At 70.0% G+C, this 26,692-nt stretch carries 26 protein-coding genes; 12 read left to right on the top strand and 14 right to left on the bottom strand.

Translation table 11 applies throughout. The features are described from left to right. Positions 1 to 31: 31 nt before the first annotated feature. From ACFVH5_RS10815 to ACFVH5_RS10805, 3 genes are all read left to right on the top strand, one after another. Positions 32 to 532: a MarR family winged helix-turn-helix transcriptional regulator gene (locus ACFVH5_RS10815; protein ID WP_381833057.1), complete on the top strand. Its 501-nt coding sequence runs from the start codon at positions 32 to 34 to the stop codon at positions 530 to 532. Between the two features lie 193 nt (positions 533 to 725). Then, the gene (locus tag ACFVH5_RS10810) at positions 726 to 1,235 is read left to right on the top strand and encodes a sigma factor-like helix-turn-helix DNA-binding protein (protein WP_385833193.1); all 510 of its coding nucleotides are present in this window, start codon (positions 726 to 728) and stop codon (positions 1,233 to 1,235) included. Beyond that, the gene (locus tag ACFVH5_RS10805) at positions 1,232 to 1,483 is read left to right on the top strand and encodes a hypothetical protein (protein ID WP_385833192.1); all 252 of its coding nucleotides are present in this window, start codon (positions 1,232 to 1,234) and stop codon (positions 1,481 to 1,483) included. The genes ACFVH5_RS10810 and ACFVH5_RS10805 overlap by 4 nt, the downstream gene beginning before the upstream one ends. 22 nt (positions 1,484 to 1,505) lie before the next feature. Here ACFVH5_RS10805 and ACFVH5_RS10800 read toward each other — a convergent pair whose 3' ends face one another. Further along, positions 1,506 to 2,660: a cystathionine gamma-synthase gene (locus ACFVH5_RS10800; RefSeq protein WP_384812472.1), complete on the bottom strand. Its 1,155-nt coding sequence runs from the start codon at positions 2,658 to 2,660 to the stop codon at positions 1,506 to 1,508. A gap of 221 nt (positions 2,661 to 2,881) precedes the next feature. Between ACFVH5_RS10800 and ACFVH5_RS10795 the strand changes: the two genes are divergently transcribed. The 3 genes from ACFVH5_RS10795 to ACFVH5_RS10785 all read left to right on the top strand — a co-directional run bounded on the left by ACFVH5_RS10795 (position 2,882) and on the right by ACFVH5_RS10785 (position 5,487). Further along, a complete protein-coding gene (locus tag ACFVH5_RS10795) occupies positions 2,882 to 4,003 on the top strand; it encodes a hypothetical protein (protein ID WP_385833191.1) in 1,122 nt (373 codons plus the stop codon). Between the two features lie 101 nt (positions 4,004 to 4,104). After that, the gene (gene msrA / locus ACFVH5_RS10790; protein WP_385833190.1) at positions 4,105 to 4,839 is read left to right on the top strand and encodes a peptide-methionine (S)-S-oxide reductase MsrA; all 735 of its coding nucleotides are present in this window, start codon (positions 4,105 to 4,107) and stop codon (positions 4,837 to 4,839) included. Between the two features lie 54 nt (positions 4,840 to 4,893). Then, positions 4,894 to 5,487, top strand: a complete 594-nt coding sequence (locus ACFVH5_RS10785; protein WP_385833189.1) for a DUF4291 domain-containing protein — start codon at positions 4,894 to 4,896, stop codon at positions 5,485 to 5,487. 77 nt (positions 5,488 to 5,564) lie between these two features. On the opposite strand, the gene msrA (ACFVH5_RS10780) is transcribed toward ACFVH5_RS10785, so the two are convergent. From msrA (ACFVH5_RS10780) to ACFVH5_RS10770, 3 genes are all read right to left on the bottom strand, one after another. Then, positions 5,565 to 6,077 carry a peptide-methionine (S)-S-oxide reductase MsrA gene (msrA, locus tag ACFVH5_RS10780; RefSeq protein WP_385833188.1) on the bottom strand — a complete coding sequence of 171 codons (513 nt, stop codon included), beginning with the start codon at positions 6,075 to 6,077 and terminating at the stop codon, positions 5,565 to 5,567. 200 nt (positions 6,078 to 6,277) lie between these two features. Further along, the gene (locus ACFVH5_RS10775; RefSeq protein WP_385833187.1) at positions 6,278 to 6,829 is read right to left on the bottom strand and encodes a DUF3455 domain-containing protein; all 552 of its coding nucleotides are present in this window, start codon (positions 6,827 to 6,829) and stop codon (positions 6,278 to 6,280) included. A gap of 281 nt (positions 6,830 to 7,110) precedes the next feature. Then, the gene (locus ACFVH5_RS10770) at positions 7,111 to 7,791 is read right to left on the bottom strand and encodes an NADPH-dependent F420 reductase (protein ID WP_385833186.1); all 681 of its coding nucleotides are present in this window, start codon (positions 7,789 to 7,791) and stop codon (positions 7,111 to 7,113) included. A gap of 164 nt (positions 7,792 to 7,955) precedes the next feature. Between ACFVH5_RS10770 and ACFVH5_RS10765 the strand changes: the two genes are divergently transcribed. Then, complete coding sequence (locus ACFVH5_RS10765) at positions 7,956 to 8,351, top strand: winged helix-turn-helix transcriptional regulator (protein WP_385833208.1); 396 nt, start codon at positions 7,956 to 7,958, stop codon at positions 8,349 to 8,351. 6 nt (positions 8,352 to 8,357) lie between these two features. On the opposite strand, the gene ACFVH5_RS10760 is transcribed toward ACFVH5_RS10765, so the two are convergent. Then, on the bottom strand, positions 8,358 to 10,433 hold the full coding sequence (locus tag ACFVH5_RS10760) for a restriction endonuclease (RefSeq protein ID WP_385833185.1): 2,076 nt from the start codon (positions 10,431 to 10,433) through the stop codon (positions 8,358 to 8,360). Positions 10,434 to 10,500: 67 nt separating this feature from the next. Further along, positions 10,501 to 10,890 (bottom strand): VOC family protein, encoded by a 390-nt coding sequence (locus tag ACFVH5_RS10755; RefSeq protein WP_385833207.1) that lies wholly within the window; start codon positions 10,888 to 10,890, stop codon positions 10,501 to 10,503. A gap of 192 nt (positions 10,891 to 11,082) precedes the next feature. Between ACFVH5_RS10755 and ACFVH5_RS10750 the strand changes: the two genes are divergently transcribed. From ACFVH5_RS10750 to ACFVH5_RS10740, 3 genes are all read left to right on the top strand, one after another. Then, on the top strand, positions 11,083 to 12,156 hold the full coding sequence (locus tag ACFVH5_RS10750) for an ABC transporter substrate-binding protein (RefSeq protein ID WP_385833184.1): 1,074 nt from the start codon (positions 11,083 to 11,085) through the stop codon (positions 12,154 to 12,156). A 67-nt stretch (positions 12,157 to 12,223) separates the two neighbouring features. Continuing rightward, positions 12,224 to 13,225, top strand: coding sequence for a FecCD family ABC transporter permease (locus ACFVH5_RS10745; protein ID WP_385833183.1), 1,002 nt, complete (start codon positions 12,224 to 12,226; stop codon positions 13,223 to 13,225). Next, positions 13,222 to 14,343 (top strand): FecCD family ABC transporter permease, encoded by a 1,122-nt coding sequence (locus ACFVH5_RS10740; protein ID WP_385833182.1) that lies wholly within the window; start codon positions 13,222 to 13,224, stop codon positions 14,341 to 14,343. The genes ACFVH5_RS10745 and ACFVH5_RS10740 overlap by 4 nt, the downstream gene beginning before the upstream one ends. 191 nt (positions 14,344 to 14,534) lie before the next feature. Here ACFVH5_RS10740 and ACFVH5_RS10735 read toward each other — a convergent pair whose 3' ends face one another. Beyond that, entirely contained in the window at positions 14,535 to 15,575 is a 1,041-nt protein-coding gene (locus ACFVH5_RS10735; protein ID WP_385833181.1) for an NAD(P)-dependent alcohol dehydrogenase, read from the bottom strand. Positions 15,576 to 15,758: 183 nt separating this feature from the next. On the opposite strand from ACFVH5_RS10735, the gene ACFVH5_RS10730 reads away from it, so the two are divergent. Beyond that, positions 15,759 to 16,691, top strand: a complete 933-nt coding sequence (locus ACFVH5_RS10730; RefSeq protein ID WP_385833180.1) for a helix-turn-helix transcriptional regulator — start codon at positions 15,759 to 15,761, stop codon at positions 16,689 to 16,691. A 177-nt stretch (positions 16,692 to 16,868) separates the two neighbouring features. Here ACFVH5_RS10730 and ACFVH5_RS10725 read toward each other — a convergent pair whose 3' ends face one another. The 6 genes from ACFVH5_RS10725 to ACFVH5_RS10700 all read right to left on the bottom strand — a co-directional run bounded on the left by ACFVH5_RS10725 (position 16,869) and on the right by ACFVH5_RS10700 (position 25,674). After that, positions 16,869 to 17,648, bottom strand: a complete 780-nt coding sequence (locus ACFVH5_RS10725; protein ID WP_385833179.1) for an antibiotic biosynthesis monooxygenase — start codon at positions 17,646 to 17,648, stop codon at positions 16,869 to 16,871. A gap of 126 nt (positions 17,649 to 17,774) precedes the next feature. Further along, on the bottom strand, positions 17,775 to 21,023 hold the full coding sequence (locus ACFVH5_RS10720; RefSeq protein ID WP_385833206.1) for a S8 family serine peptidase: 3,249 nt from the start codon (positions 21,021 to 21,023) through the stop codon (positions 17,775 to 17,777). Positions 21,024 to 21,233: 210 nt separating this feature from the next. Beyond that, on the bottom strand, positions 21,234 to 21,917 hold the full coding sequence (locus ACFVH5_RS10715; protein ID WP_384800007.1) for an ABC transporter ATP-binding protein: 684 nt from the start codon (positions 21,915 to 21,917) through the stop codon (positions 21,234 to 21,236). Between the two features lie 253 nt (positions 21,918 to 22,170). Then, positions 22,171 to 23,655 carry an ABC transporter permease gene (locus tag ACFVH5_RS10710; protein WP_385833178.1) on the bottom strand — a complete coding sequence of 495 codons (1,485 nt, stop codon included), beginning with the start codon at positions 23,653 to 23,655 and terminating at the stop codon, positions 22,171 to 22,173. A gap of 194 nt (positions 23,656 to 23,849) precedes the next feature. Next, positions 23,850 to 25,121, bottom strand: coding sequence for an Ig-like domain-containing protein (locus ACFVH5_RS10705; protein ID WP_384800013.1), 1,272 nt, complete (start codon positions 25,119 to 25,121; stop codon positions 23,850 to 23,852). A gap of 211 nt (positions 25,122 to 25,332) precedes the next feature. Beyond that, a complete protein-coding gene (locus tag ACFVH5_RS10700; protein WP_210880640.1) occupies positions 25,333 to 25,674 on the bottom strand; it encodes a hypothetical protein in 342 nt (113 codons plus the stop codon). Positions 25,675 to 25,784: 110 nt separating this feature from the next. Here ACFVH5_RS10700 and ACFVH5_RS10695 point away from each other — a divergent pair, with 110 nt between their 5' ends. Continuing rightward, on the top strand, positions 25,785 to 26,156 hold the full coding sequence (locus ACFVH5_RS10695; protein WP_385833177.1) for a cell wall protein: 372 nt from the start codon (positions 25,785 to 25,787) through the stop codon (positions 26,154 to 26,156). Between the two features lie 64 nt (positions 26,157 to 26,220). Here the strand turns inward: ACFVH5_RS10695 and ACFVH5_RS10690 are convergent, their stop codons facing one another. Beyond that, positions 26,221 to 26,670 carry a hypothetical protein gene (locus ACFVH5_RS10690; RefSeq protein WP_385833176.1) on the bottom strand — a complete coding sequence of 150 codons (450 nt, stop codon included), beginning with the start codon at positions 26,668 to 26,670 and terminating at the stop codon, positions 26,221 to 26,223. Between the last annotated feature and the right edge of the window lie 22 nt (positions 26,671 to 26,692).

Genomic DNA, 26,692 nt, shown 5'->3' with positions numbered 1-26,692 from the left:
AGAGCCCCCGGCCATGCCCACAACACCTGAAATGTCGATGGACATGACGACCGTCGGTGACACCGGTCTTCTCGAAACACTGCAGCACGAGGTCGCGGTGTTCGCCCGCCGTGCCGAACAGACCCGGCTCGGCGGAGTCGGACAGGTCCGCAACTCGATGGACCGCGCCGCGTACCTGCTGCTCAACCGCCTCGACAAGGAAGGCCCGATGGGCGTCAAGGCGCTCGCCGCGAGCATGGGCATCGACTCGTCGACGGTCACCCGGCAGGTGGCCCCGCTCGTCGACACCGGCCTCGTCAAGCGCACCTCCCACCCGGAGGACGGGCGTGCCGTGGTGCTCCAGCTCTCGCCGCGCGGCCTCTCCCGTCTGGACGAAGTCCGCTCCTCCAGGCGCCAGTTGATGGCGGAACTGACCCAGGAGTGGTCGCCCGAGGAGCGCGAGGCCTTCTGCACGCTGCTCACCCGCTTCAACGTCGCGCTCTCCACCCGCATGGCCGCGTCGCCGTCCGTAGAGGCACCGGCGACCTCCTGACCGCCCGCACGCCGCCCGCCGCCCACCACCGCGCCGGGCCGCGCCGTGCCGCACCGGACCGATCCGGGCGCACCGTCTCGTGCCGGCCTCTTGACCAGGGGCCCGCGCCTGGCCTCATATGAAGTCGGGTCCGGCGTACGCGACTGTGCACGGCGTACGTCTCCAGGGCCCGGTTTTCCCACGGGGAGGCGCGGTGCGAAAGCGGCAGGCGTCCCGGAACGCCCGCCGTGCCCGGGAGTTCGAGGCGTTCGTGGCGGGCGCGGCAGGGCGGTTGCTGCATGCCGCCACACTGCTCACCGCGGAGCCCCCGAACGACAACCCGCGCGCGCGGCGCCTGCTCACCGCGGCCCTGGCCCACACGTACGCCGTCTGGGACCGTCTGCACGGCGAGGACCCGTACGACCGGACCCGGCAGTATCTGGCGGTGCGCTTCGCGCGCGGGGCCTGGCACCAGTACGGCGGCCTCGGCCGGCCGTACCCCCGTGGCCGCCCCGCCCCCGACAGCGCCCTGCGCCACCTCACCCCTCAGGAACGGCTGATCCTCGTACTGCGCATGTACGAGGGAGTCGCCGAGGAACAGGCCGCCGCGCTGCTGGGACTGCCCACCGAACGCGTACGGGCCATCTGCGCGCGGGCCATGGCCACGCTGCTGCATCCGCCCCGGGAGGCCGCCGCGCCGATCGCGAAAGTGGTGCCTTCATGAGCCCCGTCAACCGCAGGGAGGCCGATGTCCGGCGCATCCTGGAGGAACCGCAGCCGCCCGTACCGCCGGATCTGTACACGGAGGCCGTCCGCAGGGGCGGGCGCATGCTGCGCCGCCGGACGCTCGCCCGGCGGCTGATGTGGCTGGTGCTGTTCGCGGCGACCGTGGCCCTCGTGGTGTGGCTGTCGGTCGCCGAGCCGTGGGTGGAGCCGCCGTCGGAGACGACTCCACCGCTGACCGGCTGGTGAGGCCGGTACCGGGCCGGCCGGGTTATCCGAGGGCCTGCTTGAGGTCCTCAAGGAGGTCGTCGACGTTCTCGATGCCCACGGAGAGGCGTACGAGGTCGGCGGGGACCTCCAAGAGGGAGCCGGCCACGGACGCGTGCGTCATGCGCCCCGGGTGCTCGATCAGGGACTCGACGCCGCCCAGGGACTCGCCCAGGGTGAACACCTTGGCGCGGTTGCAGACCTCGACGGCCGCCTCTTCGCCACCCTCGACCTGGAAGGAGACCATGCCGCCGAAGGACCGCATCTGCTTGGCGGCGGTCTCGTGACCGGGGTGCTCCGGAAGACCCGGGTACAGGACGCGCGTCACGCGCGCGTGCCGGGTGAGCATCTCGGCGACCTTGCCGGCGTTCTCGCTGTGCCGGTCCATCCGGACCGCGAGCGTCTTGATGCCGCGCAGCACCAGCCAGGCGTCCATGGGTCCTGCGACCGCGCCCATCGCGTTCTGGTGGTAGGCGAGCTCCTCGCCGAGCGCCTGGTCGGCGACCACGAGGGCACCGCCGACGACGTCGGAGTGGCCGCCCATGTACTTGGTCAGCGAGTGCACGACGACGTCCGCGCCGAGCGCGAGCGGCTGCTGGAGGTAGGGGCTGGCGAAGGTGTTGTCGACGACCAGCTTCGCGCCGGCCTCGCGCGCGACGTGCGAGAGCGCGGCGATGTCGGTGATGCCGAGGAGCGGGTTGGAGGGGGTCTCCACCCAGATCGCCTTGGTCTTCGGGGTGACGGCGGCGCGTACGGCCGCGGGGTCGCTGGTGTCGGCGACCGACCACTCCACCCCCCACCGCGAGACGACCTTCGCGAAGAGGCGGAACGTACCGCCGTACGCGTCATTGGGGATGACCACGTGGTCGCCGGGACTGAGCAGCGTACGCAACAGGCAGTCCTCGGCCGCCAGTCCGGACGCGAACGCGAGCCCGCGGCGGCCTCCTTCCAGGGCCGCGAGGTTCTCCTCGAGCGCGGTCCTGGTCGGGTTGGCGCTGCGGCTGTACTCGTAGCCGCCGCGCAGCCCGCCGACGCCGTCCTGCTTGTAGGTCGAGACCTGGTAGATCGGCGGGACGACCGCGCCGGTGAGGGGATCGGCGGTGTTGCCCGCGTGGATCGCCACGGTTTCGAAGTGCTGACTGATGTGCCTGTCGCTCATGGGCACCGAGGGTAGTGCGCCCGCGGGGTTTGTGACGGCGGACGTCCACGTCCTGGCCGGAGGCCGTCGCCGGGGTCGTCGTCGAGGCCGTCGCCGGGGCCCTCGTCGCGGCCCTCGTCGGGGCTCGGTGGAACTGCTCCCTCCGGCCCTCCGGGAAGGTTTTCCACAGGAGCCGGCGCCCTGGTTGGCCAATTGTCGGACGCGTCTGGTTCGCTTGTGGCATGGAAATTCTCTGGGTCCTGATGGCGCTGCTCATGATCGGGTTCGTCGTCGGACCGATCGTGTCGCGCAGGCGTGCCGGTGGTATCCAGCAGGTCGCCCCCGGCGACCCGGACGCAGCCGACCCGGCGAACTACGGTTTCCTGCGCCAGGAGGAGCTGGACATCCGCATGCCCGGCCCCGACCAGGACCTGCTGGAGGTCCTGGACCTGGTGCAGCGCAGCCAGGATTACCGCGCCGCGTCCCAGCTCCTCGCGGGTACGGAGGCGGAGGGCGAGCGGCGCTGGCAGCGCGTCCAGGCCTTCGCGGGGGCCGCGTCGCTGGAGCTGCAGCAGCGTCCCGGCGGGGTGAGCGACAACCCCGGCGGGCAGTGGCTGCGGGTGTGGCGGGCCGAGCAGCCCAAGGACGCGGGCGGCGCGGCGGTGCACGCGGAGTTCCTGGTGCAGCAGGCGTGGCGCACGTCGTCCCCGGGGACCGACGAGTTCCGGATCATCATGGAGGAGGCGCGGGCGGCCTGCGGTGACGCGGCGCTGCTGGCTCCGGGCGACCCGATCCCGTACATCATCGAGCTCTCCGTGGCCCGCGGGCTCGCCTATGCGCAGCCGGAGTTCGAGAAGCTCTGGCTGAAGATCCTGGACCGGGATGCCGCGCACATGGGGGCGCATCTGGCGGCGCTGCACTACTGGTGCGAGAAGTGGCACGGCTCGCGGGAGACGGCGTACTCGTTCGCGGAGGCCGCCGCGGCGCGTGCCCCGCGCGGTTCCCTGCTCGCCGCGATGCCGCTCTTCGCGGTCTTCGAGCACCTTCCCGAGGTGAATCTCGTCAGCGGCTTCTACCAGAGCGAGGTCGTGACGAAGGCGGTCCACGGCGCGCTCTTCGCGGTCCACGCGGCCCGCGCGGACGACCCGATGCTCGCTCACGTCCGCCATCTGCTGGTCTTCTTCCTGGTACGCGGCGAACGCTGGGCGGAGTCGATGAACCAGCTGGTGCACGTCGACGGCCATGTGGGCGCCCTGCCCTGGACGCTGACGCCGGACCCGGCGGCGGACTACGCGGTGTACCGGGCGCTGTCGGTGGCGGGCTACGAGGCGAACGGGGGCAGCCCGGCGACGCTGTCGCACTGAGGGGTGACATGGGCTCGCCCTCCGGTGCACCTCGGAATGCCGGAGGGACCGGGAAGGTTCCTCCCTCTGCCACCACGACCGCCGTTCGCCGAGGAGGACCAGTGTTCCTGGAGAGCCGCACCCCGAAGCTGCCGACCGCCGAGCAGGCGCTGCGGGGCCGCTCCGAGCCGATGTACCCGGTTCCCGAGCGGCACACGGTTCTCGACACCCCGTTGCTCGGCCCGTACCCCGAGGGCCTGGAGATCGCCGACTTCGGCATGGGCTGCTTCTGGGGTGCGGAACGCACGTTCTGGCGGCTCCCGGCGGGCGTCTTCACCACCCTGGTCGGCTACCAGGGTGGCTTCACCGAGCACCCGGCGTACGAGGAGGTCTGCTCGGGCCTGACGGGCCACACCGAGGTGGTGCGCGTGGTGTACGACCCGGCCGTGCTCTCGTACGCGAGCCTGCTGAAGGTCTTCTGGGAGTCCCACAACCCGACCCAGGGCTTCCGCCAGGGCAACGACGTGGGCACGCAGTACCGCTCCACGATCTACACCCACACCCCGGCCCAGGCGACCACGGCCGAGGCCTCCCGCACGGCGTACCAGAAGGTCCTGACCTACTCGGGCCACAGCACGATCACCACAGAGATCCTCCCCGCGGAGGGCCGCCCCTTCTATCCGGCGGAGGGGCACCACCAGCAGTACCTGTCGGGAAGCAAGAACCCGGACGGCTACTGCGGGCTGGGTGGGACGGGGGCCAAACTGGACGACCCACACGAAACGAACTGGGGAGCTTCCTGCCCGACGGGGATCGCTCCTGCGCCGGGGGCCCCGGACGCGCAGGTCACGCTGTGAACGGCGGGCGAAATTCAGTGGCCGCCTGAACCGGCCGCCCCCACGCTGTACGCCATGGAAGAACCGCAACACAGGATCCGCGCGGCCCACTCGGAATCCACGATCACCGTCTACCAGGCGTACTCCCCGGAGATCGGCCTGCCCGCCGTCCGCGCCGGGCGTTTCCCGGCCGCGTGGAAGCGGGACAGGATGACGTGGATCAAGCCGTCGTTCCTGTGGATGATGTACCGCTGCGGGTGGGGCGCCAAGGAAGGGCAGGAGGTCGTTCTCGCTGTCGAGATCCAGCGGGACGGTTTCGAGTGGGCGCTGCGCCACGCCTGTCTGTCGGGCTACGCCCGCGGGGTCCACCCGGACCGCGCCACTTGGCAACGACAGTTGAAGCGCGCGCCGACTCGCGTGCAGTGGGACCCCGAGCGGGACCTGCGCCTCCAGCCCCTGCCGTACCGGTCCCTGCAACTCGGCCTCTCCGGGGAGGCCGCACGGCGTTACGCGGACGAGTGGACGGTAGCCATCCGTGACGTGACCCCGCTCGCCCGTGAGATCCACGCACACGTCGGCAGCGGTGACCTCGACTCCGCGGCACGACTGCTGCCCCAGGAGCGCCCCTACCCCGTCGGAGACGAGCTTCTTGCCCGGCTGGGCGGGTGAAGGGACGGCCCCATGGGTCACAAAGCAGAGGAGGCCCGTCGGTCGCAGGTGGTGTGACCGGCGGGCCTTCCTCGTGGTCAGCCCTCCGCGCGGGCGGGGAGGCGCCAGCCCTGGCGGGGGAAGTGGCAGGTGTAGCCGTCCGGGTAGCGCAGCAGGTAGTCCTGGTGCTCCGGCTCGGCCTCCCAGAACGGGCCGACCGGCTCCACCTCGGTGACGACCTCGCCCGGCCACAGTCCGGAGGCGTTCACGTCCGCGATCGTGTCCTCGGCGATCCGCTTCTGCTCGTCGTCCACGTAGTAGATCGCCGAGCGGTAGCTGAGGCCCAGGTCGTTGCCCTGGCGGTTCTTGGTGCTCGGGTCGTGGATCTGGAAGAAGAACTCCAGGATCGTACGGAAATCGGTCCCCGCGGGGTCGAAAAGGATCTCGATGGCCTCCGCGTGCGTGCCGTGGTTACGGTACGTCGCGTTCGGCACGTCGCCCCCGGTGTATCCGACCCGGGTCGCCGTCACGCCGGGGAGTCGGCGGATCAGGTCCTCCATCCCCCAGAAGCATCCGCCCGCCAGCACGGCCCTCTGTGTCTGCGCAGCCATTGCGGCCCCTCCAAATTTCAGTCAGCTCGGTCACTCGGGCCGCTCGGCTCGCTCACCACCGGCATGCATGCCCACCCTCCTCAACGCACGAGGGCTCCGGGCGATTCCGTACCCGGACGAACGGGGGCAGGGACCCCCGATCTCGACCGGGAGTCCCTGCCCCTGTTCAGCTCGGCTCAGCTCGGCTCAGCTGCGGACCGTCACGCGGTGGGCTTGTAGAAGGTGTACGTGGCGGAGTACGGGACGCCGACCTGGTCGGTGCCCGTGCAGGCGGTCGTGGGGGCCACGCCGCCGTCGGTGGCGAGGCGCTGGATGTACGAGACGTCGGCGAAGACGCCCGTGCCGCGGGTGGCGGTGGACTTGAGCAGCAGCTCGGGGATGGTGCCGGTCTTGGGCGAGGTGGCGACGGCGGCGGCGTTCACGGCGCTGCCGTCCACCGTGGACACCCAGACCGGTCCGCGGGAGTGGAGGGCGACCGGGCGGTGCCGGGGGTCGCTCTTCACCGAGAGGGTCGCGGCGGGCTCCAGCAGCTTCCAGGCACCGTCCGTGCAGGTGTACGTCTGGACGCCGGTGGCGGCGAAGACGCCGGTGAGCCGGTTGCCGTCCGGGACCTTCAGCGCGTCGGGAACGTCGACGCCGACCCGTACGGGCTGCGAGACCGCGGCCTGGTCGGCCGACGCGCCGGAGAGCGTGCCGGCGGTCACGGCGGCGAGTGCCGCGGTGGTGAGGACAAGTCGCTTGGCGAGCTTCATCGGATGTGTCTCCAGGATGATTTCTGTACGAGGTCACGGGCGCGGGAGCCGGAGCGGCAACGGATGCGGGCGCGGATGCGGACACCGTTCCGCCGTGCGGGGACCATCGTCGGGACGACGGACCGAGGCGGCGACGGACCGAGCCGCCGGGCTGAGCGCGCAGCACGTGACGGAGCTACGGAGTATCACCGTCCTGTTCCGCCTTGGCGAGGGCCTGGAGGGCATACGGCCGGTCACGCCACGGCGGTCCCGGCGGACACCCCGCATGCCCCGTCACCTCTTCAAGAGACCTTGGGTACAGCGGAGTTGGGGTCGACGCCCGCGAACGCGAGACCTATGACGAAGCCCGCGACCTCCTCCAGCTGGCGGACCCGGTCCAGCGACCCCAGAGTCGCCGGGGCTCCGCCGACGTCGCTCACCAGCTCGCCGACGATCCGCAGGGCCGCCGGATCGTCACCACACATGGCGACGGTCGCCCGCGGCCGGCCGTCGTCGGCGGGGCTCGTCCACAGGCCCGCGGGGAAGAGATGGAACGCCTTCACCACGTGGGCGCCCGGTGCGAGCCCGGCGATCCGCATCGCCATCGACTCGCCGCGTTCGGTGAGCAGATCGCCGACCCCGTGCGCGACGGCGTTCGTGGGGTCGATGAGGGGCGTGCCCACGAGGACGCCGTCGGCCGCGCCCGCCAGTGCCAGCATGTCCCCGACGCCGTCCCACGACACGGCGAGGAGTACGGCGTCGCGGCCCGTGGCCGCCTCCCGCGGGGTGACGGCGAACGCCCCCTGCCCCAGGCGCCCCGGCCGCTCCGGTCGCCCCAGCGGCCCCAGTCGCCCCAGCCGTTCGGCGAGCTCGTCCGCCTTGACCTGCGAACGTCCGCCGATCCACACCTCGTGCCCCGCACGGATCCAGCCCTCGCCCAGGGCCGCCGCCAGTGTTCCCGTTCCCAGAATCCCGATACGCATCGTCGTTGCCTCTCGAACCGTGGTCGCCCACTGCCAGTTGGGTAGCCACGGTAGGAAGCCCGTCACGCACCGATCGGTGTGTGACCGCCGCGCGATGATGGCGGAGAGAGGGCAGAGAGAGGGATGACGGAGAGGTGGGTGACCGAGAGGTGGGTGAAGGCGGGATGGCCGACGACGGCTCACACTGCTACGAACTGGTCGCCGACTGCCGATTGCGTGCCGCCGCCGATCTGTTCGCCCACACCTGGGACCCCGTCGTCCTGGCGGCCCTGCGCGCGGGACCGTGCCGGCGCCGTGATCTGCGGGCCGCGATCGGCGGCATCAGCGACAAGGTGCTGACCGACACACTGCGCCGCCTCCTCGCCAACGGCCTGGTGACCCGCCGGGCCCATGCCGAGGCGCCGCCGCGCGTCGAGTACGCCCTGACCGCATTGGGACGGAGCCTGGTCGAGGGCCCCATGGCGGCGCTCGGCCAGTGGGTGACGGAGCACGGCGACGAACTCCTCGAAGCACAGGAGGCTCAGGAGGCACAGGAAGCCCAGGCGACCAGGGCGCGATAGACGGGGCTACTCCACCTCTATGCCATGGTCCTTGACGAGTTCCATCAGGCCACCCGTGTAGCCCTTGCCGCCGAGGACGAAGTCCCAGTCGCCGCCCGCCCGTCGGCGGAAGGAGCCGAGCACCAACGCGGTCTCGCGCGGTCGCCCGTCGGAGACCTCCAGCTGTCCCAGTTCGGACATCTCCGGGTCGAGCAGCCGGATACGGGCGTCGGTGAACCCGGAGAGGTCGGCGTCCGGGTTGGCCTCGGGGTCGACCGCGGCCACGAGGACGAACCGGTCCGCCCGCTCCGGCAGCCCGTCGAAGGACACGCAGATCGCGGCCTTGTCGGACCCGGTGGCGGGCAGGGTGCGCACCGAACCGTCGGGGGTCTGCGGGTTGTTGAAGAAGACGAAGTGCTCGTCACTGAGGACGCGGTTGCCGGCGCAGACGAGCGCGCACACGTCCAGGGCGACACTGCCGGTCCACGACATGCCGAGGACGTTGTAGTCGTCGGGCAGCCGGGTGCCGGTGTCCGCAGGTGCCGCCCCCGCCGACCTCGTGGCGCCACCACCCGCCCGGTCGCCCTCCCCCAGTCGCCCCCGCAGCCCGTGCCGGTGCAGCAGATCGACGAGCTGGGGGCCCGAGACGAGTTCCAGCGGCTTGCCGTTGGCGAAGGTGTGCGAGCCGGGGCCGAAGCCCGAAGTCGTCACCAGGACGCCCTTGTTGGCACCGGCGTCCTGCACGGTCCCGTACAAGTCCCTTACGGCGGTGGGCGGAACGGTGTTGCGGTACCGCTTGACCTGTACGACGATCTTGCCGCCCCGGATCGGTGCCGGGTCCAGCGCGTCGACGTCCACGCCACCGTCGCCCGAACGCTGGGTCGTCACCGCCTGCATCCCCATGGCCCGGAAGAGTTCGGCGACGAGGTTCTCGAAGGCGATCGGGTCCATGGCGTACAGGTCGGGTTCCTCGTCGCCGCCGTGGGCGACGACACGGTTCCCGACGTCCTGCGGTCGCCGCCCGGGCCGTACCGGAGTGAGCTGGTCCGGCCGCGCCGAGAGCTGTCCTCGCAGCGCGTCGGACAGGCAACTGCCCGCCTCCACCTGTGCGAGGTGCAGATCGCGGAACGACGAGCGGGAGGCCATGACGGTCGCGAGGAACATCTGGCCCGGCCGGCCCGTCGTCGGGTCGTGTCCGTCCACGAAACCGTTCAGGGTCACCGATTCGAGCGCGCCCAGTTCGTCCGCGGCGAAGAGTTCGTGCAGGACGAGCAGCATGCACTGCGCGAGAACGTCCCGGTACAGCGCCCGCCGCTGGCTCACGGGCCGCGGGGTCTCCTTGTCCTGGTCGGTCCCGGCCACGTATCGGACGGACTTGACCTCGGGGACGATGCCGAAGTCGGGCAGCTCCCAGTCCAGCACCAGTTCCCTGGCCGCCGGGTCGTAGGCTGCCGCGACCTGGCGGGGCAGGTCCTCCGGCCATGCTTTGGAGGCGTAGAGAGCGGCGGAGAAGTACTCGATCACCGCGTCGGGATCCAGCCGCCGGACGCCCTCGGTCACCTCGGTGACGCCCGCGTTGTGACGGCGTACGTCGGCCAGCTGGGCGTCGGCCCACTGCTGGTACTGCCGCTGGTAGGCGGCCAGTTGCCGCTGCCGCTGCGCCTCCGCAGCCTGGGCGGCGTGCCAGTCGTGCTCGAAGCGCGCCCGTGCCTCGGCCTGCGCCTGGGCCCGGCGATTCGCGGTCCAGCCGCTCTGCACCTGGTACTGGGCGGCGTCCGGCATGCGTACCGGCTGCGCCAGGGGCCCTGGGGCGAAGGGCTCGACCTCCTCGGGCCGCAGGAGCGAGGACGCCCTGAAGGGAGGAGTCCGGCAGCCCGCGGCGAGCAGGCCCTGCAACGAGGCGACCTGCGCGTCCAGTTCGTCGGTACGGCGTTGGGCCTCGGCCTGCCGGTACTGGCGGTGGCTCTGGGCCGCCCGCCGCTGGTAGGCGAGCGTCTGCTGTTCCGCCCGCCTCCGTTGCCTGGCTTCGACTTCCAGCTGGCGCTGCTGCTGCCGTTGCACTTCGGCCCACACACCGACAAAACCAGTAGAGCGACGAGACATGTGCCGCAGGCCCTCCCCAGGACAATGGCAGCCTAAAAGCACATAGTAGGCGTGCCGACCGCCTCAGTTACCCCCGCATCCCACTCCCATAAGGCCGGGTAAGGATCTCCAGGCTGTGGCCGTTCGGGTCCTCGAAGTATGTGCCGCGGCCGCCGTCGTTCGTGTTGATCTCGCTGACGCGGTGGTGGAACGGGTCGGCCCAGTAGGTGAGTCCGGCGTCCTGGACGCGGGCGAAGATCGTGTCGAAGTCGTCCTCCGAGACCAGGAACGCGTAGTGCTGGGGCGGGATGGACCCGACGGCGTCCATGTAGTCGAGGGTCACCCCGTTCGGGATCTGCACGGGGACGAAGGGGCCGTACGCGGGGCTCACCTCCAGGCCCAGGATGTCGGCGAGAAAGCGGGCCGACGTCTTCTTGTCATGGGCGGCGACGATCGTGTGGTTCAGCTCGACGGTCATCGTGCGGACCTCCTCGGTTCGTCGGCTCGGCATTTTCCTTGCTGTCGTACACGTCCACGCTAGGCGCCCGTTCGGCGGGACGGCAGCCCCCCGCAGCGCACACAGATCCGGCAGGTAAGGTAAGCCTTGCCTTAGATGGCGCTCGGCCATCGGTGATCCAGGCAATCGACAAACGACATACCGGAGCAAGTTGTGCGCACGTCGGTGGTGAAGGCCGTCCTGGCCGTGTCCGTGGTCGGCGGACTGATGGCCGGGTGCTCGGCCTCCGCGGGTTCCGCGGACTCGGGAGCCTCCGGCAGCGGGAGCGGGAGCGGCGAGAACGGCGGTGACCGCAACCTCGTCGCCGGTGCATCCGAGGGCCCCTCCACCGCCCCCAGCGCCCTCGCCGACGGCATGGGTACGAAGGCAGCCGACGGCGAGTTCCCCCGTACCGTCGGCCATTTCAAGGGCCGGACGGAGATCGGGGCCGCGCCGAAGCGGATCGCCGCGCTCAGCACCGGGCAGCTCGACGACCTCCTCACCCTCGGAGTCGTACCGGCCGCCACCACCCGCGCCGACAACGCGGGCCTCGTACCCGACTACCTCGCCGACGCCTTCCCCCAGTACAAGAAGGCGCTGGCGAAGACGACCGACGCGGGGACGCGGACCGCGCCCAATCTGGAGACGCTGGCCGCCGCGAAGCCGGACCTCATCCTCGCCAACGACTCGCTCGGCGACCTCTACCCCAAGCTGTCGAAGATCGCCCCCACCGTGATCACCGCGGGCAACGGCGTCAACTGGAAGCGGGACCTGCTGCTCGTCGGCGACGCCGTCGGCAAGGGCGAGCGGGCGCGGAAACTCCTCGGCGAACACGCCGAGGACGCCGCCGCGGCGGGCGCGAAGACCGGCGGGGCGGACACCTCGGTCTCCATGGTGCGGTTCACTCCCGACCGGACCCGGATGTTCGGCGTCTCGTCCTTCACCGGTTCGATCGCCGTCGACATGGGGCTGGGACGGCCCAAGTCCCAGCAGTTCAAGGCCATTTCGCAGGACATCGGAGCGGAGAGCATCGATGTCGTCGACGGCGACTGGATCTTCTACTCCGTGCAGGGGGACGAGGGGCGGACCGACGCGGGGAGCGTGCTCGCCGGACCGCTGTGGAAGTCCATGAAGGCGGTCGGGGCCGGGCACACCGTCAAGGTCGACGACGACCCCTGGTACCTCAACGCGGGCCCCACCGCGGCACAGCTGGTCGTACGACAGCTCACCGACTCCCTCAGCAAGTAGCAAGTAGCAAGCAGAGACAGAGCAGTGAGCAGCAGGGGCACGAGAGACCATCCGTGAAAGACCATCTGTGAAAGACCGTCCGACCGTACGCATCGCCTGGCTGGCCACCGCCCTCCTCCTCACCCTCGCCACGGTCGCCCTGAGCCTCGCCGTCGGCACCCGCCAGGTACCGCTGTCCGCCGTGCTCGACGCACTGCTGCACGGCGGCGGCTCACGGGACGCGCTGGTCGTACGGTCGCTGCGGCTGCCCCGTACCGAGGTCGGGCTCGCCGCCGGGGCCGCGCTCGGCCTGTCCGGGGCGGCGCTCCAGGCCGTCACCCGCAACCCGCTGGCCGATCCGGGCATCCTCGGACTCAGCCAGGGAGCCGCCGCCGGGGTGGTGTTCGCGATCGCGGGCGGTCTCGCGAACGGCTTCGGCGGCTACGTCCGGTACGCCTTCACGGGCGCCGTGGCAGCCGCGTTCCTGGTGTACGCCGTCGCCTCACGCGGCCGGGGCGGCGCCTCCCCGGTGAAACTCGCGCTCGCCGGTACCGCGCTGTCCGCGATGGTGGCCGGTGCCACCACCGTGGTCCTGACGTCGAGTTCGGCGACGCTCGACCAGTTCCGGTTCTGGCAGGTGGGCGCGTTGAGCGGACGCGACGCGGGGACGGTCGGCCAGATGCTGCCCTTCCTCGCGGCGGGCGCGCTGCTGGTGCTCGTCTGCGCCCGCGGCCTGGACGCCCTCGCGCTCGGCGACGACACGGCCCGCGCCCTGGGCCACAAGGTCCAGCTCGTACGGGGTGGCGCGGCGCTCGGGGCGACGGTCCTGACCGCCGCCGCGGTGGCCGCCGCCGGACCGATCGCCTTCATCGGCCTCGCCGTCCCGCACCTGGCCCGCCGGCTGATCCGGGGCGGCCACCGCTGGACCCTCCCCCTGTCCGCGCTGCTCGGGGCGGCCCTGCTGCTCGCGGCGGACGTGGCGGGCCGGGTCGTACGGGCCCCCGCGGAGGTACCGGCAGGTGTGATGACGGCACTCGTCGGGGTGCCCGTACTGGTGGTACTGGTCCGCCGGAGAACGGTGGCGACATGACGACGGCACCCCCGGTACCCCCGGCACCCCCGGAACGCCCCCGCCACCCCGGCTGCCCCGGCTGCCCCGACCACCCCGGCTATCCCGGCTCGGCGGGTCTCGTCGCCGTCCGCCGAGGCTCCCTCTCCCTCCTCCTCCACCGCCGCTCGGCAGCGGTGGTGGCCGTACTCGTCGTCCTCCTCGCGGGGGTGATGCTGCTCGCGGCCTGCGTCGGTCAGACGTACGTTCCGCCCGGCGAGGTCTGGCGGGTCCTGCGCGGCCACGGGGGCCCGTACGACCTGATCGTCGGTGAGCTGCGGGTGCCGCGGATCGTGCTCGGGGCGCTCGTCGGTGCCGCGCTGGGGATGTCCGGGGCGCTCGTGCAGACCGTCACCCGCAACCCGCTGGCCAGCCCGGACGTCATCGGCGTCGGACACGGGGCGGCGGCCGCGACGGTCCTGGCACTCGCCACCGGAACGGTCGCCTCGCCGGGCGCGCTCCCGGCCGTCTCCGTCGCGGGCGGTCTCGCGGCAGCCGCACTCGTGTACGTGCTGGCCTGGCGGCACGGGATGCAGCCCAGCCGTTTCGTACTGACCGGGGTCGGCATCGGTGTGGCCCTCTCCGCGGTCGTCCAGCTCTACCTCACCGAGAGCGAACTCGCGGCGGCCGAGCAGGTCAAACTGTGGCTGACCGGCAGCCTCAACGGACGCGGCTGGGACCAGGCGGTCCCCCTCGCCTGGATCCTGCTGCTCTCCCTGCCCGCACTGGTGTGGGCGAGCCGGGCGCTGCGCCCGCTGGGCCTGGACCCGGACACGGCCGCGGCGCTCGGCGTCCGCGTGCACCGGACGCAGCTCGCGCTGACGGTCCTCGGCGTGCTCCTCGCGGCGACCGCCACGGGAGCGGCGGGGCCGATCGGCTTCATAGCCCTCACAGCCCCCCAGCTCTCCCGCCGCCTGACCCGCTCCCCCCAGCTCCCCCTCACGACCTCGGCCCTGACGGGCGCGGTGATCCTGGTGACCGCGGACCTGACCGCCCGCACGGCAGTGCCCCCACTGGAAATCCCGGTGGGGGCACTCACAGCCCTGGTGGGCGGCCCGTACCTGCTCTGGCTACTGACCCGAACCAACCAGCCCCGCTGAAGCTGCCAGGCCCCCGATCCCAGAACCCCGATCAAGGGGCGCGGGGAACGGCGCAATCTTGTGCCTTTGGCTTTCAGGGGCGCGGGGAACTGCGCAGTCTTTTGTCTTGAGGGGGCGCAGCCCCCAAGGGGCGCGGGGAACGGCGCGACCAGCCACAACGGCCCCGCAGAGAACAACGCACCCCGGCGGAGCTAGATCGTGGCAGCGTCGATCACGAACCGGTACCGCACATCACTGGCGAGCACCCGCTCATACGCGGCGTTGATCTCCGCCGCACTGATCAGCTCGATCTCCGCCCCGAACCCGTGCGCGGCGCAGAAGTCCAGCATCTCCTGCGTCTCCCGAATCCCCCCGATCCCGGACCCCGCAAGCGTCTTGCGCCCGCCGATCACGGAGAACAGGTTCAGGGAGACGGGCTCCTCGGGCGCGCCCACGTTCACGAACGCGCCGTCCGTCCGGAGCAGGGACAGGAACTTGTCCAGGTCCAGCGGAGCGGAAACGGTCGAGAGGATCAGATCGAACGACCCCCGCAGCTTCTCGAAGGTCTCCGGGTCACTGGTCGCGTAGTAGTGGTCGGCGCCGAGCTTCAGCCCGTCGTCCTTCTTGCGGAGCGACTGCGAGAGCACGGTCACCTCCGCACCGAGCGCGTGCGCGATCTTGACGCCCATGTGCCCGAGGCCGCCCATGCCGAGGATCGCGACCTTCTTGCCGGGCCCGGCGTTCCAGTGCTTGAGCGGGGAGTACGTGGTGATGCCGGCACACAGCAACGGCGCGGCCTCGTCGAGGGCCAGGCCCTCGGGGATACCGACGGTGAAGGCCTCGTCGACCACGATGTGGGTCGAGTAGCCGCCGTAGGTGTTCTCGCCGCCGCGGTCGACGGCGTTGTACGTGCCGGTGTTGCCCTCGACGCAGTACTGCTCAAGGCCGGCCTTGCAGTTCTCGCACTCGCGGCAGGAGTCGACCATGCAGCCGACACCCACGCGGTCGCCGACGGCGAACTTGGTGACACCGGAGCCGACCTCGGTGACGATGCCGGCGATCTCGTGGCCGGGGACCATCGGGAAGATGGCCTCGCCCCAGCCCTCGCGTGCCTGGTGGATGTCGGAGTGACAGATACCGGCGAACTTGATCTCGATCAGGACGTCCTGCTCGCCGACCGGGCGACGCTCGATGGTGGTGCGCTCCAGCGGAGCCTTGGCGGCGGGGGCGGCGTATGCGGCGACAGTGGTCATGCGGAGGGTTCTCCTAAGGAGTGGATCTGCGCCCGGCCTGCCTTCCGGCCGGGTACGGCGTCCAGCCTGCCCCGTTTGCCGACCTTCACCCAGACCACGGTGTTTCGTACGTCCACTGGTCCTACTACTGGCGGGGGCAGGCTCGTATGCGTACGACCGTGTAGCAGCGTGAATACTGGACGTATGGACGAACAGCCCTCTCAGGAGCCCGCCGGCGGGACCGGACAGGAACCGGGACGGCGGCTGGGGGACCGGCGCGCCGAGCTCAGCGAGTTCCTGCGCACCCGCCGGGCCCGGCTGAAGCCGGAGGACGTGGGGCTGCCGGACTTCGGGCGGCACCGCAGGGTGCCGGGGCTGCGCCGCGAGGAGCTGGCGCAGCTGGCCGGGGTGTCCGTGGCGTACTACACCCGCCTTGAGCAGGGCAACGGACGGAACGTGTCGGCGGAGGTGCTCGACGCGATCGCCCGCGCCCTGCGGCTGAGCGGCGCCGAGCACGCGCATCTGACGCATCTCGCGAAGCCCAAGCAGCACAAGAAGAAGGTGTCGGCCCGGCCGCAGCAGGTGCGGGTCGCCATGCGGCAGCTGATCGACTCCTTCGACGGTGTGCCCGCGTACGTCGTGGGGCGGCGCTCCGACATCCTCGTGTGGAACCGGATGTCCGCGGCCGTCTTCGGGGACTGGTCGCAGCTGCCCGCGCAGGAGCGGAACTGGGCGCGGATGGTGTTTCTGCGGCCCGAGTACCGCGAGCTGTTCGTGGAGTGGGAGCAGAAGGCGTCCGACATGGTGAGTTTTCTGCGGATGGACGCGGGCTGTCATCCGGACGATCCGCGGTTGTCCGCGCTGGTCGGGGAGCTGTCCGTGAAGAGTGAGGAGTTCCGGCGGTTGTGGGCGACGCATGACGTCAAGGAGAAGAGTCATGGGGTGAAGCGGCTGCATCATCCTCTGGTGGGTGAGCTGACGCTCTCCTTCGAGACGTTCAAGCTCGTCGACGACGAGGAGTTGTCGATGGTGACGTATCACCCGGAGCCGGGGTCGGCCTCGGCGGAGGCGCTCCGCTTGCTCGCGAGCTGGGGCACGGACGCGGTCCGGGCGGGTTCGTCCGCGCCACGCCCCTGACTCCCCTCGCCCCCGCCGCCCCTACCCGTTCCCGTCACCCCTCAGGGGCTCCGCCCCCGAACCCCCGCTCCTCAAACGCCGGAGAGGCTGAAAGCCCTTAAGGGGCGCAGCCCCGCCGCTAAGGGGCGCGGGGAACTGCGCGGGCGGCCCCCACCGGGCCCGCGGCCGGAATCCCCCTCAGGCCCCGGCCTGCCGGTACGGCGGAGCCGAGCCCCACGACCACTGCGGAACCGGCTGCTCCCCCGGAGCCACCGCGTCCGGCCCGGAGAAGTACACGGCCAACCGCGTCCCCCACTCCGCGTAAGCGAGGAACGCGGACCGGAACTCGGCGTCCGAGGGCAGCCCCGCGTCGTCCGCCGCATCCTGCAGCAGGTTCACCCAGCGCCGCCGCTGCACCTCGGTGATCCCCTTCCCCAGGTGCTTGGCGACCATGTGCCCGTGTCCTCCTTGCGTCTCGGAGTACACGGGCGGCCCCCCGAAGACCTCCCCGAACCAGGACGCCACATGCGCGGCGTGCTCGGCGGCGAGCCCTTCGAAGACGGGGGCGAGGATGTCGTCCTTGAGGACCTTGTCGTAGAACGCCTCGGTGAGGCGGGCGAAGGCCTCGGCTCCCCCGGCCCAGGCGTACAGCGTGGGCACGGCCGCCCCTGCCCCCCGTACCGTCGTCGGCTTGTAGTGGCGTGTCTCCTCCACGAACCGGGTGAAGGGGCCGATCTCGGCGACGAAGTCGGTGAAGAGCTCGGACTCGCGGAACCCCTCGACATGATCCTGCGTGGACGTCCAGGTGATCCGGAGCACGTAGTGCTGGAAGTCGTCCTCGCAGCGGGCCAGCTCGTAGTCCACGCACTGCGGGGCCGCCGCGAGGTGCGAGGCGGCCCGGGAGTAGGCGGCGAGGAACAGCGCCGACTGCTCCTCGGGGATGAGGTACCGGATGTATTCAACGGTGTGCGCGGTCATACCCCCCGCCTACCCGAACGGCCCGCCGGCAGCTCTGCTTCCGGCGGGCCGTTCTCACGCGTGCTCACACGTCCTTACGTATCAGCCGCGTCCGTGCCTGTCAGCGTTCGGTGGGCGACCCTTCGGTCACTTCCCGTAGTACGCGTTGTAGATCGAGATCGTCGACTTGTTGCCCTTCTTGTCGGCGATCTTGGCGTGGAACGAGATCCCCTTGCCCTTGGCGGGGTTGGTGATCGCGATCTTGCCGTTCTTGACGGTGACCTTCTTCCAGGTCTGGCCGTAGTCGTACGACACGTACACGGCGAGGGACTTCAGGTTCGAGCCCGCCGCCGAGCCCTGGACGGTCACCGGGACGGAGACCTTCTTGTCCGCCGGAGCCCTGCTGTCCAGGCCGACGGCCGCGTCGAAGCGGACCGAGGACGCGGGCAGTTTGGCCAGGTCGGCCTTCTTGGAGCGGAAGGTCCAGCTGGCGTCGACGCGGGTGGAGGCCGCGGCGACCTTGACACTCCGCTTGACCGAGGTCGTCAGCTTGTACGCGGCGTCACCGGCCGGAACCGTGAAGGCTCCGCCGACCAGCGGGTCGCTGTTCGAGCCGACCTTCACGTCGTTGCGGTAGAGGGTCGTGTTGACGGACGAGTAGGTCGAGGCTCCGGCGTGGGTCTTGCCGTCGGCGAACAGCGGCAGATAGCCGTAGATGCCGTTGCCCTCGCGGAAGATGCCGTAGGCGGAGCCGACGCGTGGGCCGAAGACCGCCGTGTTGAAGGTCTTCTCGTACTTCTTGCCGGCCTTGAACGTCTGCGGGTTGCCCAGTGTGTAGTAGGCGTCGAGGGCGGGGTAACCGTCCTCGCCGACCGCCCCGTACTGCTCGAACTCAAGCCCCCACTTGACCTTGTCGCCCGTCGACAGGTGCAGCGTCCGGGAGCCGGGCAGCTTCTGCGGGAAGGGGGCGCCGACGGTGAAGTCCTCGGGCAGCTCACCGATCGGCAGGAGCACACCGGTCTTGCCGGAGGTCGAAGAACCGAGACTGTTCTTCACCGTGGCGAAGTCACCAGCCTTGTAGTGCTTGACCTTGTCCCCCTGGAACCGCTTGACCTCGGCCGTGGTCGCCACGTCGTACTCGGCGTCCGCTCCCTTGGTCCACTGGCCGCCCCAGGTCTGGGTGAGCCCGGTGACGTCCGCGCCGACGTGCGCCACGCGCAGATCGGCGAACGACGCGAGGCCCGCTCCGAGGCCGAACCCCGCGGGACTGTAGTAGTACGAGACCGACGCGGACAACGGCTTCGCCCCGGCGTCCGGCACCGTGATGTCGGCCGACTTGGCCGTGCGGGCGTCCAGAGTCACCGAGAGGTTCTTGTCCACGCTCAACTTGGGCTGGACCAGCCAGTCGAGGCCGCCCTCGAAGGTCTCGAAGTTCTTGGCGATCCAGGAGTCCAGCAGATACGTGCCCTTGGGCACGCGCACGGTGACCGCGCCGTCGCCTTCCGGTGCGGAGAAGCTCCGGTCCTTGCCGAGACCCGCGTATCCGATCAGGTCGGTGAGGTAGGTCGGCGCCGCCCCGCCGTCGCGGCCGATGTGCTTGAGTGTGACGTCGTACGACTCCACCTCGCGCTGCACCGCCGCCGCCGTGCGTACGCTCTGGCCGCCGCCGGTCGCGGTCACGTACGCGGAGTAGGCGCCGTCGAGCGTGCCGCCGAGTTTGCTGTTGGCCGTGAGGTCGGCAGTAGCCGTGCCGCCCGCCGGGACGGTGAGCGTCTTGGCGCCGAGCGTGAAGAAACCGGCCGGAGCGGCCTGCCCCTTGGGGTCGGTCGCCGCCACCGTCAGGCTCAGCGTGACGTCCGTCTTGCCGAGGTTGCGGTACGTGACCTTCCTGGTGACCGGGGTGTCGTCGGTGTGCGGCCACTGCTGGATGCCGAAGCTCACCGACGACGGCTCGGCGACCACGCTCTGCTTGATGGCCTGGTCGACCTGGATGCGGCCCGCACCCTGCTGGAACGGCGTGTACGCGCCGCCCTTCGCGGAGCCGGTCAGCGCGCCCTTGAGCTGGGCGTACGTCCAGTCGGGGTGCTGCTGCTTGAGGATCGCCGCGGCGCCCGCGACATGCGGGGTCGCCATCGACGTACCCGAGATCGTCACATAGCCGGCCGGCTTCTCGCCGACCTCCTGCGCGATGACACTGCCCGGCGCCGAGGCGGCCGTGATGTCCACGCCCGGCGCGGTCACATCGGGCTTGATCTGCCCGTCGAGACCGGGACCCCGGCTGGAGAACGAGGCCAGCTTGTCCTTGTCGTCGACCGCGCCCACGGTGAGCGCGGCCTCCGCGCTGCCCGGGGAGCCGATCGTCTGCTCGCCGAAGTCACCCTCGTTGCCCGCCGCAATGGCGAAGAGGATGCCCTTCTCCTTGGACAGCTTGTTGACCTGCGCTTCGAGCGGGTCGATGTCGGGGGTGTCCCCGCCGCCCAGGCTGAGGTTCACGACATCGGCGCCCTGCTCGGCCGCCCAGTCCATCCCGGCGAGGATGCCGGAGTCGTCCCCGTAACCGCTGTCGTCCAGCACCTTGCCGTTGAGCAGCTTCGCACCGGGCGCGACGCCCTTGTACTTGCCGGCGGACTTGGCGCCCGTACCGGCCACGATGGACGCGACGTGCGTGCCGTGACCGTACTTGTCGCTCGCGTCCGGGGCGGCGGAGAAGTTCTTCTCCGCCACGACCTGGTTCTTCAGATCGTCATGGGCCACATCGACACCCGTGTCCAGGACGGCGACCTTGACGCCCTTGCCGTCGAAGCCGGCCGCCCACGCCTTGTCGGCACCGATCTGCGGAACGGACTTGTCGAGGCTGGCCTTGCGGACCCCGTCGAGCCACACATGCGCGATACCCGAAGCCGTCCTCGCGCCGCCGGACCGTGTGTCGGTGACCGCGGCCCACAGGTCCGGCGCGTCGCCCTTGGGCGTCAGCACCGCGTCCGCGTTCAGCGACTTCAAGGTCCTGCGGACCTTCGTGTCACCCGCCCCGCGGACATCCGCCTTCGCCGCCGCAGCAGCGCCGCTGTAGCCGACGATCAGCTTCAGGCCCTGCTTCTGCGCCCTGCGGCTGGCCGACTTGTTGAGCTCGGTGACGTCGAAGAGCCGCCGGTCGAGCTTGCCGCCGGCGATCAGCCGTGCCGCGTCGGCCGGCACGACAAGGGTGTGCCCGCCGGCCTTGCGTATCTGAACCGGTATCCCCTCACGGCCCTTGGCGCGCTCCAGGCCCAGAACACGGCCCTTCGCGTCGACGACGACACGGTCACCGGTGATCAGCGTGACACGGTGCTTGGGCGCGGTCTGCACGGCCCGGTCTGCGGCCGTACGCTCGGGCTCCGCCGACGCCGGGCTGGTCATGCCCGCCGCCAGAGCCACGGCAGCCGCCGTGGCGATCGTGCCCGCGCACGCTCTTTTCACTTGTCTGCGCAAGTCTCCCCCTGGAGATCAGGTCCGGGATGAACCCCCGTTCACCCGGCCGGGGGACATCCCGTACGCATGCTCGCGCGTAACCCCCCGGAATACTCAGTATGCCGGGGGGTGAACTGGTGCTCAATAGTGAGACCACAGTCAAGAGTTGGCGTTTTCCTTGACGGTGATCTTTCCCTTCCGGATCGTGGCGACCCTGGGGGCCTTTTTCGCGAGTGCGGAATCGTGCGTGACCATGATGAAAGTGAGCCCGTGCTCCTTCCACATGGTGTCGAGTACGTCCATGATCTCGTCGCGCATCGACTCGTCGAGGTTGCCGGTCGGTTCGTCGGCGAGCAGCACCTTCGGCTGCTTGACCAGGGCACGGGCGATGGCGACGCGCTGCTGCTGGCCGCCGGACAGCTCCGCGGGCAGGTGCCCGGCCCGCTCGGCGAGCCCTACGGACTCCAGTGCCGCGGCGGCCCTTTCCCGCCGTTCCTTCACCTTCACCTTCAGCGGTACGAGAGCGGTCTCCACGTTCTCCTGGGCGGTGAGGGTGGGAATGAGATTGAAGCTCTGGAAAACGAATCCGATGTTCTCGCTGCGCACGTTCGTCAGTTTGGTCTCGGACAATCTGGCGAGATCTGTTCCGTCCAGCTCGATGCTTCCGCCGGTGGGGCGGTCGAGGCCGCCGAGCATCTGGAGGAGGGTGGATTTGCCGCCGCCGGTGGGGCCCTGGATGACCAGGCGGTCGCCGTCCGCGATGGTCAGGTCGACGCCCGCGAGGGCGTGGACGGTCTCCTTGCCCCGCTTGTACTGCTTGGTGATGCCTCTTAGTTCGTACACGTGTGGCTCCTGGGCCGGGCGCTCCGCGAGGGGCGCGGTGTGAAAAAGTGCGGGCCGTCCGTGGCTGGTCGCGCAGTTCCCCGCGCCCCTGACGGGGGCGGGTGGTGGCCGCCGTATGCGAAGTGCGGGTCAGTCGTGGCTGAGCGCGCCGTTCCCCGCGCCCCTGACGGGGGCGGGTGGTGGCCGCCGTATGCGAAGTGCGGGCTGTGCGTGGCTCAGCCCGCCGTTCCTCGCGCCCCTGACAGGGCCGGGGTTACTCGACCCGGCGCAGCGCGTCCGCCGGGCGGAGGCGGGAGGCCCGCCAGCCGCCGAACGCGCCGGCTATCAGGCCGCCGGCCACCGCGAGGCCCACCGCGATCGCGATCGTGTTGAGGGCGACGGGTGCCGTGAGGGTCACGTCGAGGGCCTTGGAGGCCGCCTGGCGGGCCGGGCCGCCCATGCCGCCGCCACCGGGGCCTCCACCGCCGCCGGGGCCGCCCATGCCCCCGCCCGTGGACGCGAGTTCGGCCTGGAGCGTCGGGCTGATCGCGGTGACGGCGTACGCGCCGCCGAGGCCGAGGGCGATCCCGAGGACACCGCCGACGAGGCCGTTGACGACCGCCTCCCCGACGACCTGCCGGGTGACGCGGCCGGACTTCCAGCCGAGCGCCTTCAGCGTGCCGAACTCCCGTACGCGCCGGGACACGGCGGACGAGGTGAGCAGTCCCGCGACCAGGAACGCGGCCACGAGCACCGCGATCGAGAGCCACTTGCCCACGTTCGAGGCGAGGTCGGAGGCGGTGGACAGGGACCCGGACACCGTGTCCGCGAGGTCGGCGGAGGTCGTCACCGTCGTACCGTCGATGTTCTTCTGGATCGTCGACTTGACGCTGTCGATCTGCTGCGAGTCGGACGCCTTGACGTAGATCGTGGTGACCTTGTTCTTGGAGTCACTGATCGTCTGCGCCTGCTTGAGCGGGATGTACAGGTTGGCCGCCGCGTCACCGCTGTCGGGCGTCGCGATGCCGATGACCTTGTACTTGACGCTCTTGACGGTGACGGTGTCGCCGAGGGCGAGCTTCTTCTCCTTGGCGTAGGACTTGTCGGCGACGACGACCTTCGCGTCGGTCTCCGAGGTCTTGAACGTACGGCCGCTGGTGATCTTCGAGGAGGTCAGCGGGCCCAGGTCGGGCTTGGTGACGTCCGTGCCGTACACGGAGTAGTTGTTGACGTCGAAGTCGGCGCCGCCGCCCTCGACGCGGCCCTGCGGGGACTGCTGGGCACCGGGGCCGCCACCCTGCTGGTTGCCACCGCCGCCGCCCTGCTGCTGGTCCTGCTGGAACTCGCCCCGCTGGAACTGGCCGCTGACCTTGATGACTTGGAGACTGAGCCCGCCGACGGCGTCCGAGACTCCTTTCTGCGTATCGACCTTGGAGACCGTGCTCGATGCCAGGGTCTGGAAGCCCTGCACCATGACGCGGTCGCTGCTCTGCTCCTCGTCGGAGTCACCGTCCCGGGCGTCGAACTGGAAGCGCGGGCGCTCGCCCGTGCCCGACTGGGCCTGGGCCGCCTTGGTGACCGTCATGTCCGTGCCCAGCCCGTACAGCGACTGGAGGACCTTGCCCTGCGCCTTCTCCATGCCGGACGACACGGAGCTGACCACGATGACCAGGGCGATGCCCAGGGCGAGTCCGGAGGCGACGACGAGCGCCGCCTTTCTGCGGCGGCGCAGTTCGCGCCTCAGATAGGTGAAGAACATGGCCGCAAGCTAGGGACGGCGTGTGATGGCGGGATAAGCCCCGCATAAGAGAAGGATGAGAAGGCTGTGCAGAACCCCGGAAAGGCCCCCCAGCGGGCTGTGCTGGCCCCGGGAAGGCTGTGAAAACGCCGAGGGCGGCTGCTCGTGGTGAGCAACCGCCCTCGGCGCGAGGAGTGTTCGGGTCGGTCGACGGGTCAGGCGGCCGAACCGGCCTTCCACGCCGCCCAGTCCAGGTTCCAGCCGTTGAGGCCGTTGTCCGGGGCGACGGTCTTGTCACCGGTGTTCCGCACGTCCACGACGTCACCGACGATCGAGTGGCTGTAGAACCAACCGCCCGGGGAGTTCGTGTCGTTGGCACCCTTGGTGTCCGACAGGCCCACGCAGCCGTGGCTGGTGTTGACGCTGCCGAAGATGGACTTGGCGCCCCAGTAGTTGCCGTGGATGAACGTGCCGGAGTTCGACAGACGCATCGCGTGCGGTACGTCCTTGATGTCGTACTCGCCCTTGCCGTCGTCGTCCGTGAAGCCCACGGTCGCGCCGTTCATCCGGGTCTCCTTGAACTTCTCGGAGATCACCATCTGGCCCTGGTACGTCTTGTTCTCGGGCGAGCCGGCCGAGATCGGGATGGTCCGGATCGTCTTGCCGTCCTGCATGACCTTCATCGTCTTCGTCTTGGCGTCGACGATGGAGACCTGGTTGCGGCCGATCTTGAAGGTGACCGTCTTCTGCTGCACACCGAAGACACCGGAGGCACCTTCGACACCGTCGAGGTTCAGCTTCAGGGTGACGGTGGAGTTGCCCTTCCAGTACTCCTCGGGGCGGAAGTCCAGGCGGTTGGCGTTGAACCAGTGCCCGACGACCTCCTGGCCGCTGGTCGAGGAGACGGTGATGCCCTTCTGGACGTCCGCCTTGTTCGTGATCGCCTTGTCGAAGTTGATCGAGACCGGCATACCGACGCCGACGGTGGAACCGTCCTCGGGCGTGAAGTTGCCGATGAAGCTGTTGGCCGGCGAGACCGTCGTGAACGACGCGTTCTCGTGGGCGGCGCGGCCGTCCGAGTCCTTGGCCGTCGCGGCGATCTTGTAGGCGGTGGCGCGCTCCAGCTGACCGCTGGGCTTCCAGCTCTTCTTGTCCGCGGATATCTCGCCCTCGACGGCGGCACCGGCCGCCGTCTTCATGGTCACCTCACTCAGCGTGCCCTTGGTCACAGTGACCGCGGCGGCGCTGTTGATGGAGGCGTTGTCGGAGCCGTCCTTGGGCGTGATCTTGATCTGGGCCTCGGACGTCTTCTTCGCCGCGGCCTCGTCGACCTTCGACTGCGAGGAGCCGTCCCCTTCGTCGTCGCCCTTGGGGTTGTCGCCGCCCCCTCCGCTGCACGCAGAGAGCATCAGCACCCCGCCGAGCAGTGCGGACGCGACCGTCAGGCCCTTGCGCCGCTTACTGTCCGTCATCACACGCTTCTCCATCGTTGCCGAATCCCCTGAACCACGAGAGTCCCCGTAACACCAATTAACGCTACGACCGGTTCGTCCCGTTCCACATCCATCACGGGTGTGGGGCATGCCACGTCGTTCCACAGGGATACGCCTGGTGCGGGTGTCGGTCACTGCGTCCCATGAGACGACAGAACCCCGGGTGGCGGTTGCCGCCCGGGGTCATGAATTCTCCCGAGCGGTGTCAGCCGGTCGCTTCTTTCTCGTCCGAGGCGTCATCATCCTCGTCCAGGTCCCAATCCGGCGAATCGGGGTCGTAGTCGATGTGCTCGCTGCTCCACGAGGCCTGGGCGAGTTCGACCCCGGGCAGGTCCGCGACCAGGTCGAACGGGTCGACGAGGTACGCGAGGGCCTCGGCCGTGTTGTGCGTCACTGTGCTCTCGGCGTGGGCCCGCTCGTCGGCCGGGATCTCGGAATCCTCGGCCATGCGGGTCAGCGCCGCCTTGGTCAGTGCGTTCTCGTCGTCCACCTCGACGACCAATTCGACGTGCAACCGCACAAAACGTGATGTCTCAGGTGTGCTCATACCCCGGAGCGTACGACTCCTGGCCACCGTGACTTTCCCGTGACCCGCACCTTTCACTAACATCGCCTCTCACGGCCAATTCGCCAGCGTCACAAGGGGATCGATATTCCGTGTCCGCACGTCGATCGTTGCTGACCGCCACCGCCGCGGGGACCCTCCTGGGTGCCCTGTGGTTCGTCCCGTCCGCCAACGCGACGGACGACAAGCCGGCGGAGCACACCACACGGACAACGACCACGACGGTGGTCCGCACCGCGGCACACACCTCCACGGACACGTCCGGGGAGGCCGCCACGAACACAACAGACACCACAACCGAGACAACCGACACGACTGATACGACCGACACGACCCAGACCCGCCTGGCCGACACGGGAAGCTTCGACACGACCCCGTACGTGGCAGGCGGAACGCTGTTCCTGGCCCTGGGAGCGGGTTTCGTCGCCTACTCGGTCCGCAGGGAGCGCATGACGGAGTACTAGCACCGGCTGTCCGACCGCGCAGCCGGCCGTCCGCCGACTCCCTCTTACCAGCAGTACCGGGCCGTCAACCTGCCGGAGAGCTCCAGTTCTCCGCTCGCATACGCGTGAACAGATCCGCAGCCTCCTGCAGCGTGGATGTCAATGCGGCGGTCGCAGCTGTTCTCCGCTGCAACAACACCTCATCAGGGGCGTCGAGCTCCCCGATGGAATCCAGTTTCTCCCACGCCTCGTAGACGATCCGTGCCTGCTCCATCGGGACCTCACGAAGCTGCGCCTTTTTCTGCATGTCCCACCCAGCAGTTTCCACGGCCGCAACAAACCACATGCCATAAAGCGCCTCCTCCGAAACGAAGCGCCCGATCTGAGCGCGCACCTCAAATCCGAGGAAATCGCATGAGAGCAGCTGTATCGCCAGGTTGACCTCTGGGTATGGAGTAGGACTTTGCAGTTCGGGTGGCGCCTCCCACTCATCCGGCAGATCGTTGAGCCACTCCCACCCTGGCGGAACGGGCATCACACAGCCTCCTTCCGAGCCT

Origin of the sequence: Streptomyces sp. NPDC127119, from assembly GCF_042677425.1 — a bacterium.
In the GTDB taxonomy this organism is placed as follows: Bacteria; Actinomycetota; Actinomycetes; order Streptomycetales; family Streptomycetaceae; genus Streptomyces.
The sequence above is the reverse complement of the archived record's forward strand: the minus strand, read 5'-3'. Positions and strand labels throughout refer to the sequence as shown.